This is a genomic window from Candidatus Cloacimonadota bacterium (assembly GCA_020532355.1).
In the GTDB taxonomy this organism is placed as follows: Bacteria; Cloacimonadota; Cloacimonadia; order Cloacimonadales; family Cloacimonadaceae; genus UBA5456.
Window position 1 is genome coordinate 1 of the sequence record JAJBBD010000074.1, and the last position, 12,171, is coordinate 12,171.

Annotated in this window: 8 protein-coding genes; all 8 read left to right on the top strand. The window is 43.1% G+C overall.

The window, feature by feature from the left end:
• Nucleotides 1–1,317, top strand: a 1,317-nt coding sequence (locus tag LHW48_02455; protein ID MCB5259321.1) for a choice-of-anchor J domain-containing protein, incomplete at its 5' end; no start/stop codon positions are given.
• A 348-nt stretch (nucleotides 1,318–1,665) separates the two neighbouring features.
• Nucleotides 1,666–2,496, top strand: coding sequence for a GNAT family N-acetyltransferase (locus LHW48_02460; protein ID MCB5259322.1), 831 nt, complete (start codon nucleotides 1,666–1,668; stop codon nucleotides 2,494–2,496).
• Between the two features lie 535 nt (nucleotides 2,497–3,031).
• Entirely contained in the window at nucleotides 3,032–5,935 is a 2,904-nt protein-coding gene (locus LHW48_02465) for a hypothetical protein (GenBank protein ID MCB5259323.1), read from the top strand.
• Nucleotides 5,936–5,947: 12 nt separating this feature from the next.
• Nucleotides 5,948–6,577 (top strand): hypothetical protein, encoded by a 630-nt coding sequence (locus LHW48_02470; protein MCB5259324.1) that lies wholly within the window; start codon nucleotides 5,948–5,950, stop codon nucleotides 6,575–6,577.
• Between the two features lie 16 nt (nucleotides 6,578–6,593).
• Nucleotides 6,594–7,775 (top strand): hypothetical protein, encoded by a 1,182-nt coding sequence (locus tag LHW48_02475; protein MCB5259325.1) that lies wholly within the window; start codon nucleotides 6,594–6,596, stop codon nucleotides 7,773–7,775.
• A gap of 12 nt (nucleotides 7,776–7,787) precedes the next feature.
• Nucleotides 7,788–8,390, top strand: a complete 603-nt coding sequence (locus LHW48_02480; GenBank protein MCB5259326.1) for a hypothetical protein — start codon at nucleotides 7,788–7,790, stop codon at nucleotides 8,388–8,390.
• A gap of 106 nt (nucleotides 8,391–8,496) precedes the next feature.
• The gene (locus LHW48_02485) at nucleotides 8,497–11,262 is read left to right on the top strand and encodes a hypothetical protein (GenBank protein ID MCB5259327.1); all 2,766 of its coding nucleotides are present in this window, start codon (nucleotides 8,497–8,499) and stop codon (nucleotides 11,260–11,262) included.
• A gap of 10 nt (nucleotides 11,263–11,272) precedes the next feature.
• Nucleotides 11,273–11,893, top strand: a complete 621-nt coding sequence (locus LHW48_02490; protein ID MCB5259328.1) for a redox-sensing transcriptional repressor Rex — start codon at nucleotides 11,273–11,275, stop codon at nucleotides 11,891–11,893.
• The last annotated feature ends 278 nt before the right edge of the window (nucleotides 11,894–12,171 follow it).

The following is a 12,171-nucleotide window of genomic DNA, read 5'->3' on the forward strand; positions in this document are numbered from 1 at the left end:
GACCGTGCCATGGAAGGCTACAAAGTATGGCGCCTCCTGCAAGGTCAGGAATCTAACGAAGCACAATGGACTGCATTGACTCCTACTGCCATTACAACCACGGCGCACCAGGATGATGATTGGAGTACACTGCCTGATGGAATGTATAGATGGGCTGTAAAAGCTATCTATACCGGTGGCGCTCTTTCGAACTCTGCATTCTCGAATACAATCGAAAGAATGACACAGATTGGTACCATATCCGGATTTGTTCGTGACGAGCAAAATCAGGCAATTAGTGGCGCAACCGTTAGCTCGGGTGACTATTCTGCTACTACTAACGCCAATGGTGCTTATAGCTTCATGATGCCTGCTGGAACACACACTGTTACAGCAAGTCATCCTAACTATACCGCTGTATCACAGGAAGGAATCATCGTTGTAACCGATCAGATAACAACGGTCAACTTCGTACTACCTCCAAGCGAGATAATCTTGAGTGAGGGCTTCGAAACCTACGAAGACTTCAGCCTTGAATTTGCTCCTTGGACCCTGGTAGACGTAGATGGTTCTAATACTTATGGTATTACTAATACAGCATGGCTGAATGCTTATGCACCACAAGCATTCATAATCTTTAATCCAGCCAATACTACTCCTCCAGTAACAAGTGCAGAAGCTCATGGCGGAGCAAAATTTGCCGCCTGCTTTGCTTCCACTGAACCTCCCAATGATGACTGGATAATTACTCCGCAAATAAATGGTGGCGGCGAGATCACATTCTGGGCAAAATCCTACGTCGATACATATGGTCTTGAGCGCTTCAAGATTGGAGTGTCTCAAACCGGAACAGATCCTGCTAATTTCACTTATATTAGTGAAGGCACCTACGTGGAAGTTCCCGCCGAATGGACAGAATACACCTATAGTCTGGCAGATTACGAAGGTTTGTCCATCTATGTTGGTATCAATTGTGTATCTAATGATGCCTTCTTCTTATTGATTGACGATGTGACCATTACAGGTCCTTCCTCCAATCCAGATGGTTTAACACCTGCGTTAACCACTCAGTTGAAAGGTAACTATCCTAACCCATTCAATCCTGAAACCACTATTAGTTACAGCGTAAAAGATAGCGGTCCTGTATCTATCGACATCTTCAACGTTAAAGGACAGCTTGTTCGCAAGCTTGTAAACGACACGAAGGCTGCCGGAAATTACACAGAGATATGGAATGGTAAGGATAATAACGGTCGCGCAGTATCCAGCGGCATTTATTACTTCAAAATGAATGCTGGAAAATACAGCTCAACCAAGAAAATGATCCTCATGAAATAAGCCTTTGGCTTAGCATGATACAATTGGGCTCCCCTCAACGGGAGCCCTTTTTTGTATTTGATTCCAGCCTATACCCTGTTTTTCAACCCAATTGAGGCATTGGAGTTCAAAGCGCATATACTAACTATCACTTATTTTATAATATCTTATGGGCGGTTTGGACTTCAAGACCGTGCATTATTACACGCCTGCTTTTGAAGTCCATGAGGCCTATTAAGTTCAATATCAGCAGGAACTTAATTGGCCTTATGAACTCCAATAGAATTGTTCAGGTTTAATACTCTTGTTTGCATGAGATAGCAAAATTTCACTTGACTTGTGCGGTGCAATGATATGGTGGTAGTGCTTATGTTTGAAATAGAAAAATGTACTGTACGCCTTGCTCTTCCAAAAGACAGAGGTGATCTGATCGAGATTTCCAAACGAATTTGGGAAGGGCACGACTATTTACCCAAGATTGTAGATAGATGGATTGACGAGCCCTGGTTTTTTGTGTGCGAATATGAAGGGAAGGTGATTGCCTGCCTTAAGCTTAGCCAATTTCCAGATCAAGTAATATGGTTTGAAGGCTTAAGAGTTCACTACAAGTATCAGGGCAAAGGTGTGGCTAAGCTCATGAATAAAGAACTATTGCGTTTTGCCTCTGGACTCAAACTGCAAAATCCTGCCCTCAGCTTTGAGTTTTGTACTTACTACAAAAATACCGAAAGCATAAATCTTACCTCCAAGCTTGGCTCGCAGCAGGTTGACGGTTTTTTCAATATGGAAAAAAGAGGGATTCACAAAGTTTCAAAGCCAGAGTTCGTTAGAGATTTTGGCTGCGAAATATTTGAGCACTACCCAAAGTATCTGCCACTTAACTGGCATACTGTACACAGCAAGGTGAGCAGCCTGAAGTTTATTCGCCAGCATGCGCAAGTGTTTAAAACCCCGAATTCTATCTATTTAATTGGTGAAGTGGGTGAGCGGTGCATCACCTTTTTAGATTCTCCCCACCCCAAGCTGAAGGAAGATTTGCCATATTTACAATACTTTTTTGGCAAAGGCAAGCACATTAGTGTAACGATGAGTAGTATGTTCAAAAGCAACCTTGCGTGGATGCGGAAGCACAATTTCTATTTTTGGGATGATGAAGGCGAAGAAGCCTTGAATATGTTGGTATTTATACTTCCTTCATGATCTAAGCAAGGAGTTCAGATTTCTCAAGAAGACTTATCAGGTTAGATAGAATCTTTCAATTGGGCAGCTTATCCTATCCTTTCCTGAATGTATTAAGCCATAATTAGCGTAGATTCCGGCAATCATTCTCCTTAATCTATAGCATAATCCTTGCTTAAACCATACGTAGAATAAGTTTAAAGAGACCGTTGACCATCCACATATAGCAGATTTTTACGCACGAGATCTCGGTTTGGTGGGCATTTTCTTATCGTAGCTATGCCCACCCAATACACTTGTAGCATATAAGGCTTTACTCCATACCCAGATTATTCATCGGTCTTATAAAGCAGAGGGGATTTCGAATAGTGTTCTTTTTTACACATAAAAGATCTATGAAATTGTGGGATGAGAAAAAAAACTATTCCTCTTATCCCCCAAAGTAAAGCTGTTTATTATGTTTTAGCGAAAAAAGTATTTGACATAATAGGGCTTTCTGTGGCAGTTGGACAGATAATGAGATATGTATTTTAATGTACAAATAGGAGTGAACTGTATGAGGTTAGACAAGCGTCGCCTTATCCTGGTCTTGCTTGCAGTTTTTATCTTCGGATTATCGATGGTAACGGCGCAAAAGCAGGAAGCTGATGATGAGAACGTGGTTGCAGAATTTAGCGTGTCGGATGTTCCGGCCGATGACGGTTCTGGGTTGATGCTATCCTGGAAACCGCTGGATCGCAGCAAACGCATCATCGAGTATCGTGTTTACCGAGGGATCAAGCCCGATCAATTGTTTTATCTGGAGACCATTCAAGTTAACCCCAAAAGTGGTGTGGCTTCAGACCGCATGTATTATTATGACAATTCAGCCAGTGAGCTTTCGGATGTGAGTTTTCCCGGAAGCCTAAAATTGGAGAAAGGTCAACCCGATAATGGGATATTGTATCTCCATCCTCCTCGGGATCTTGAATTTACTGCATCTTTTTTGGAACATTTCCAAATGATTTCTCTTTCCAACCGAAGTCATTTTTACAAGCGCAGTAAACAGGTATTGGAAGACCCTGAAGCTGAAGAGATATCAAGCTATGCTGCCTTAAAGGCAAATCAACAGACAGTATTGGGTTTTTTAAAACCAGGTAAGACCTATTATTATACTGTTGTGGCAGTGGATGAAAGGCAGCGCTTGTTGCCAAATGCTACGGTACAATCTGGAATTCCTTTGCCCAATCGTCCAGATCCTTCCCCCGCTTTGCACAGCGTGTTGATGGAAGATGATCAAGAACTGCGCTTTGAGTGGGATTATCCAATATATAAAAGTGCCTTAATTCAATACCGCATTTGGCAGGTGGCAAATATTTCGGCAGAAAACTGGAGCGAGATGTCCTCCGAGATTACTTCTTTGGAAGGCATGGGCAAACTTGTAGCTCAAGGTCCGGTTGGCGGCGGGGTGTTACAGAATTATACCAAAGTGGAAGTGGGCGAAGATATTGGCAGTTACAAAGAGGCAAGATTTACCCTAGAATTGATGGATAGCTATGGCAATTCATCTTTTTCACCCCTATCTGAACCTCGCATTCTAACCAGCCAAGCCTTACCGCCCCGTACCGATTATTGGGTAGAAGATAAACCTAACGATAAGGGAGATAGACTATCGGTGGTTTGGGATAATCCCATAGTTTTTGTGGTAAAAACCACTTCCTTAAATAAGGAGAATACACGCTTACGAGTAAACTATCAGCTCAATAAAACTGAAAACCAGCAAGTGAATGATATTTGGTTTACTTTCTCAGATCCTGAAACGGGTAGTGAGATCTCAACCATTAAAGAATTCTATCAGGACGATAGCATCATTTTAAAGCTTCCCAATGGCTACGATTTTAAAAAAGGAGTTAAGGTATCCATCAGAATGACGGGTGAACCTGAAATTCCGCAAGATTATATCATAGAACAGGATTTGGAATACAATCCCGCTATGATGGCGCTTTTGCCCGGTAAAGCATTATATCGTAACGGCAGGGATGTTTCGAAAATCTTCAATGTGGTGTATCGTAAATACATGCATTCACCGGTATGGCGACTGGTGATGAAGAACACCTCGTTCGACAACTCTTTAGATGTTTCCATTCCCTTTGGTGCTAATGCACAAAAGCTGGTGCAAGGTATCAGCTATGCCAAGGGGGATTCACTTATCTTGCATCTGGTAGAAGGTGATGGAGTGATACGCAAAGCTCGTCCTTTAATTGCCGGAGAACGTAGAACACCGGTTACTCTAATGTCTCACGAAGTGGATTTTGTTTGGGATTCGGATAATGAGGTGTTGGTACGCACCAGCATCTTTAAAGATCGCGCCCAAGAGATGCATGAAAGCACTGTTGCCGAAGCCAAATCAAAATTAGCGGAATTGGAAGCGGCAAAAACAGATGCAGACGAGCAAGTTTTAGCGGAAATTGAAGCTCAAATTGAGCACTATCAGGGGATATTGAATGCTTATACACAAAATGAAACGGTACTACATGCCTTAAACGCCAAGAATAACCGAGCCCGCCTCAACGAAGTTCTAAAAGCATACGATGCCTTTATGCGAAGCCAATCTTTCATGGTGGTAAAAACCGATAGCAAGGGCTTGTTCGTGGAATCCTTACCAGAAATGGAAGATGGCAAAATTGTGTATCATGCGCCAATTTCAAACTGGTTTGACAACAATAAATGGGTAACCCTGTTTGCAACCTTATTGTTTGTTATCATTGTGGTTGTGTTTGTTAATTTTGCAAAACATGGCAAAGACCTTTATATACGCCCCATAGCAGGCTTACAAGAGATCGATATTGCCATAGGTCGCGCAACCGAGATGGGACGCCCAATGCTTTACTGTATGGGTAACGGAAGCATCTCAGATGTGGCAACTATAGCATCTATGGGCATCTTGGGATTAGTGGCACGCCGTGCTGCAGAATACGACACCAAGCTTATTGTGCCCTGTTATGACTATATTATCATGCCTATCGCCCAGGAAATTGTGCGTGAGGCACACTATGCGGTAGGACGCCCCGATACTTACGATAGAAACAATGTATTCTATCTTACAAATGTTCAGTTTGCCTATGTGGCAGGCGTGAATGGTATCATGATTCGTGAGCGAATGGCGACCAACTTCTTCTTGGGTTATTTTGCAGCGGAAGCGTTGTTGATGACGGAAACCGGTAACACGGTTGGAGCCGTACAAATAGCGGGCACCGACGCAGTTACGCAGATTCCGTTCTTCATCACCACTTGCGATTATACCCTTATTGGTGAAGAGCTATATGCTGCGAGTGCCTATCTGAATCGTGAACCGATGCTTTTGGGAACCCTGAAAGCGCAGGATTACTTCAAGTTATTCATCCTGTTGATTATGATTGTTGGAGCAATACTATCCAGCTTCGAGATAACGGGATTAACCACTTTGCTGCCAGAGAAATAAACGAGGATATCAATGAAGAAGACAATTCCATTACTAATCGTTATTCTTGGAGGTCTGATCTGGGTTGCCTGGGCATTTAGCCCGCACTACGTCCTTCAGGAAGTATTCTATAATCAGTTCTATCTGCCTTGGGCTTATGCATCATCATCATTTGCAATGCTCTTAGGTGTGCTTTCGCTTACTATGATGCACTCTGCCAAAATCAAACGGAGAGCGCCTAAATGGCAATATAGCTATTTCTTCTTTGCCAGTTTTATCATTACCTGTCTGGCGGGTTTCATTGGTGGAATCCAGAAGGGTAGCCTGTTTATGTGGATGTTCGAAAATGTGCAAATGCCGATGAGCGCTACCATGTTTTCGCTTTTAGCTTTTTATATGGCTACTGCTGCGTATAAAGCTTTCCGCGCCCGTAGCCCGGAAGCGACCGTGTTGCTGCTGGCGGCTATTGTTGTGATGTTGGCACAAGTACCATTGGGTGTGCAAATATCCAAACACCTTCCCACAATATCGCAATGGATTCTGGACGTTCCGAACTTGGCATCCAAGCGCGGGATAATGTTGGGCGTGGGTCTTGGCTCAGTGGCAACATCATTAAAGATATTATTAGGCATCGAACGCTCCTATCTGGGCGGCGGTGATTGATCCAGGTGAGGTAAAAATGAATATTTTTGAAAGAATGCAAAAACTAGACCGCCGCTGGATCTACATCGTTGTAGCACTGGCTATTATTATTCCGCTTACAATTCCGTATGATTCGGATAACGTAACAACTCCTCCTACCGAGAATTTATATCAGATGATAGATAGTTTTGCCGGTAGAGAGGATAGAGCTATATTGATGAGCTTTTATCATGATGCGGCAACTATGCCTGAACTTTTTCCGATGGAAGTGGCAATTCTTAGACATTGCTTTGAACGAAATGTGAAAGTCTTTACTCTTACATGGTTCCCGGCTGGTGCGCCGATCATCGACTATGCAATAAATAGTGTTAAAGAAGAATTTCCAGATATCCAAAGCGGCGTAGATTATTGTAACTTTGGCTACAAACCTCAAGCCTTCGCAATGGTATTGGGTATGGGTGATAACATTGCCAATACCATGAATACCGATGCCGAAGGACGTAAGCTGGAAAACCTGCCTATCATGAAAGGCATCAACAACTATAGCGAAATGAATTTGGCGATAGAATTCTCCGGTTCTTCCGCTGGCGGTATGTGGATTACCTATGCGCGACCGAAATATGGACTGAATGTGGCTGTAGGAGTAACCGCCGTGATGGCTGCCGATATGTATCCTTATCTGCAATCGGGTCAGCTTATCGGAATGCTTTCCGGACTCAAGGGTGCTGCCGAGTATGAAAAGCTGGTGGATATCTTTGCCGCTTATCGCGATCCGGTAATTGATTATAGTGTAGAATATGATGAAGATGGTAATAGAATTCTTCCCGGACGTCCCTTCGGGCGTGAGATATTGGAAGATGACGCCAGTAAGAAATTATCTCTTATCACAACTCAAACCAGAGCTGTGTTTACTCCTAATGAATTTGCCGCATTTAGTGCTAAGTACCCGGAAAACTTGGCTATGCTGAGCAGTATGGGTAAAAAAGAAGACGATAAAGTTGTGATCGATATTACCGAAATCACCCCCGAAATGCGCACTCAAATGGGCGAAAGGATGTATCGTGAGATCGATCGGCTTACGCGTAATACCCTATATAAATTCAAGGTGGCGCGTATTGGTATGAACGCTCAGAGCGTTGCCCATATCATGATCATCGTCTTCATTGTATTGGGAAATATTGGGTACTTTATCCAAAAAGCCCGTGCGGCAAAAGACTAAAAGGAGGATGAAATGAGTTTTGAATTATTCAGCAATCTGGTTGGAGCTTTTTTCACTCTGTGTATATTCTCCTTCCTGTACAAAGACAACCCCTTCTACCAGGCGGCGGAGCAGATGCTTGTGGGCATCTCGCTAGGCTATGGCTTGGTCTATACATATAACCGTGTGTTTGTGCCCTATGTGTGGCAAACTATCGTAATCAAACATCAGTTTGTGCTAATCATTCCAGCTATTATGGGTATCCTTTACCTCTTCCGTTTTTCACGCAAGTTAGGTTGGCTCTCTCGCTATCCAATTGCCTTTTCGATGATGGGGGTAGGTATGGGCGTACCGATGGGAATCCATGCTGCTATTTTGGTGCAGATGCGCCAAGCAATGGTGCCACTGGAATCGGTAAACCTAATGCTCATTCTTATCGGGACTATAGCTGTGCTTTTGTATTTCTTCTTCTCGAAAGCTCATTCGGGAATATATGGCAAGTTTGTGAATGTGGGCAAATGGTACATGATGATTGGTTTTGGAGCTTCATTCGGTTTAACCGTTATGGCTCGTATCTCGCTCTTGATCGGGCGTATTCAGTTCCTGGTCAATGATGTTTTAGGTATCCTCAAATAAATAATGGATAAATCCCGGCACGGACTAATATCTGTGCCGGGACATCCGTATTTACGAACATACGGGGCAACCCGCACACCGAAACACCCTTATTAACGGGGATATAATGAAAAAAGCTCTTTTACTCTGGCTTGTGATAGTGCCGATTATACTGGGCATCACAGTTCTTAATGCCTCAAGTTCTACCAAAGGACAAATTGAGGAGTTTGAAGTATCGGATTTGCCGGATGACAACGGCAGCGGTGTTATTCTTAAATGGAAACCTCTCTCCAAAGAGAACCGCATCATTAAATACAATATCTATCGGGGAGTTAGCCCGGATTCTCTGTTTTTACTTACCTATCTGGAAGTGGATTCTCGCTTAGGGGTTTTAGCGCCATATTTGTATTATTACGATACGGGAGATCAGCCCTTAGCAGAGTTTGAAACTTCACCTATGCGCCTGCGTAAGGAGAAGGATCAACCAGAAAATAGCCCGCTATACGATAAGTTTCCGCTCAATCCAAAGCTTCTAAGCACAGTATTGGATAGGTATAACATCTTGGGGGTAACTAAGGCGCGGATATTACACAAACGCTTCCACTCCATCATCAAAGATGATACTCACTATGCAGGGCTCAAGCTTACCCACATGGATGGCATCTACGCCTTTCCCAAAGAAGGAGTTCCTTATTATTACAGCATTGCCGCAGTGGATGAACGGGGCTTTGTTTTTCCAGGAACAGAGGTTCAGAGTGTTGCACCCATAGATAATCCACCAGATGCAACAGCAATATTGCATGCCGCGTATATTACTGATCAGGGCTTATTCAACGTGGAGTGGTTACCGCCTAATGGGGCATCCGATATTGCTGCCTGGCAAGGATGGCTTGTACCAAAAAGTGTTTTACTAGCCCCTAAAACACTTTCCGAAAACTGGATGGACTCTGCGTTTCAGATTTTTGAGATGCCCAATATGAGCAACAGCTCAGCATATTACAACAGCATAGAGTTTGATGCTTCAGAATTTGATCCAGAGCAGTTTGTCCCCGTTTTATCGTATTTGGATTATGCCGGTCAAATGGCAGCGGTTAGTGCCAATACATATCGTCATATAGATAGTAGCGCACTTCCGCAATTTCCACCCTTCAAAGTGATGGATAAAGCCAATGACAAGGGCGATAATATGCTGATATCTTTTGGTAAGCCCTTAGCATATATAACTCTTGCAGAATATACAAGTAAGAAGCACGACAGAATAAAGCTAAATTACGAGATATCCGAAAACGAGAACTACATTGTAGATAAGGTCAAATTTACTTTCAGAAGCAAGGATGGACGTGAGATTGGCAGCTTTACCGAGAAGTATGTTGATAAGGTGATTAGTTATCGCATTCCAAAAGAGTTTACCAATATCAAGCATATCAATGCTGAAATAGCTGTGCGGTTGCTACATAGTAAAGACTATGAACCGGAAGTGGTTAGTCAGCAAGTTGTATATAACGAATACTTCCGTCGCTTCCAGCCCCAAAGCACCTTCGTAAATGATGTGGACATTTCCAAGTTATATTATGATGTGTTGCAACAATCTAAGTTAGATTGGGACTTTTCAAACGGCATTCGTGCTAATGCGCTTACCCGTACCTACGATCACATCATTCCCTTTGAAGATGTAGTTTATGAACCTATATCCGGTTATGATGAAGCCTCCGACAGGTTCCTCATCAATTCCAGATTGGGAGTTGCCGCCGATATCGAAAATGGCTTTTATTTTGATGTACCTCCACAGAAAGAAGCTTTTAGCAAAGAATTGAAAGAAAAGCAAGCCAAAATAAGCCAACTCGAGGCCGAACTTGCCGCAAGTGAGGGCGAGAATCCCGACATGGTAATGGAGTTGGAGCAACTGAAAGGTGAATATGACTTTATTATTAACCATCCCGCCTATATCGAAGCAGAAGCCGCTCCCAACGAAAAAGCCTGGCTAAAGGTTATTCTTTCGTGGCGTGAAAAAGCGCAACGTTCATATCGTTATAAGCTGGTTGCCACAGATACAAAAGCTGCTTTTAGGGTTTCTGATATATACACCGGTGATGGCGATAAGCAGTGGTTCTATCCCATATCCCAATGGTTTGATACCACCAAGATCCTTACTCTTTTTGCAACCATTCTACTTTTGATATTGGTTGTGTACGCCATTATTATCACCAAGAAAAAGGAAGTGTATATCCGTCCTATAGCCGGTTTGCAGGAAATAGATAACGCTATTGGACGCGCCACAGAGATGGGGCGTCCGGTGATGTTTGTTCCCGGCTGGGGCACACTGGGAGATGTATGTACTATTGCCAGTTTGATGATTCTGGCTCAGGTAGCAAAAAAGACTGCCGAATACGATATCCGTTTAATTAATCCCCATTGTGACTATATGGTATTGCCTCTTGCTCAGGAGATTGTTTCCACTTCTTACAGCGAGATGGGGCGACCGGATTCTTTTAACCAAAATGATATCTTCTTTATTAGTTATGATCAGTTTCCCTTCTGTGCAGGCGTGAACGGTATTACCGTCCGAGAAAGGGTTGCAACCATCTTCTATATGGGTTTTTTCAATGCGGAAGCCTTGCTTTTAACCGAGACCGGAAACCAAACCGGAGCCTTCCAGATTGCCGCCACAGATGCTGTAACCCAGATTCCCTTTTTCATCACTACCTGCGACTACACTCTTATTGGCGAAGAATTCTATGCTGCCAGCGCATATCTATCCAAAAACCACGACATGGTAAGCATGCTAAAAGCTCAGGACTATTTTAAGTTGGTTATAATACTGGGAATATTGGTGGGGACAGTGCTTTCCACCTTAAATATTAGCGGCTTCATTCATTTGTTCCCGCTGGAGTAAGGAGGAAATAATGATAAAGATTCCTACTTCCACTTTAAAGCGATTACCTCAATATTTGGAAGTCTTGAAACGCCTTAAGAAAGCCGGATTGAAAGAAGTATCCGCCACCAAGATATCTGTGTTTTCGGATATCCATCAAACACTTGTGCGCAAGGATATCTCTTATACTAACATTGCTGCGGCAAAAACAGGGTATCAGATTGGCCATTTACAAAATGCCATTGAAGACTTGCTGAATTGGAGTGATACCTCCTCCAGTTTGTTAGTAGGCGTTGGCCATTTGGGAAGCGCATTGTTAGGATATCAAGAGTTTTCTCAGCGTGGTCTCAGCATAATTGCCGGCTTCGATAACGATCCCCAAAAAATTGGCACCAACGTGCATGGCGTGCCGGTTTATTCGGCATTGGATTTCACTGCTATGGCAAAGAAGGAAAAGATTCGTATTGGCATTATCACGGTTCCGCCAGATAGCGCACAATTGATTGCAGATATAATGGTACATAGCGGCATCAAAGCCATCTGGAATTTTACTCCTCACAAAATCATTGTGCCTCCAGATATCATCGTAGAATACGTAGATATGTTTGCTTCTCTGGCTGTGCTATCTCGCCGCTTGGCAGAGCAGCATTAAAAAGTAGATTCCATGCCCGGGTGGATATTTAATTCTCCGGATTTTGCCCATCGCAAGGTCTTTACGGGCAATACAGAACAAAAACTAATAAATAACACATAGAGGTTTAAACGATGGCACTTGATTATCAACAAATCATGGAAAAAATTGGCGCTCCCAAAGCAGAATGTGCGGCGTTGATCGAAAAACTACGCGGCTTAAGTATTCCCGCAGACGCCCCCTTGGCAGAGTTTTTTACACATTATCGTGAAATTGCCCTTAGATCTTGGGATTACGTA

Coding starts and splice junctions, on each gene's coding strand:
- LHW48_02460 (MCB5259322.1), top strand. CDS start 1,666: ATGTTTGAAATAGAAAAATGTACTGTACGCCTTGCTCTTCCAAAAGAC.
- LHW48_02475 (MCB5259325.1), top strand. CDS start 6,594: ATGAATATTTTTGAAAGAATGCAAAAACTAGACCGCCGCTGGATCTAC.
- LHW48_02465 (MCB5259323.1), top strand. CDS start 3,032: ATGAGGTTAGACAAGCGTCGCCTTATCCTGGTCTTGCTTGCAGTTTTT.
- LHW48_02470 (MCB5259324.1), top strand. CDS start 5,948: ATGAAGAAGACAATTCCATTACTAATCGTTATTCTTGGAGGTCTGATC.
- LHW48_02485 (MCB5259327.1), top strand. CDS start 8,497: ATGAAAAAAGCTCTTTTACTCTGGCTTGTGATAGTGCCGATTATACTG.
- LHW48_02490 (MCB5259328.1), top strand. CDS start 11,273: ATGATAAAGATTCCTACTTCCACTTTAAAGCGATTACCTCAATATTTG.
- LHW48_02480 (MCB5259326.1), top strand. CDS start 7,788: ATGAGTTTTGAATTATTCAGCAATCTGGTTGGAGCTTTTTTCACTCTG.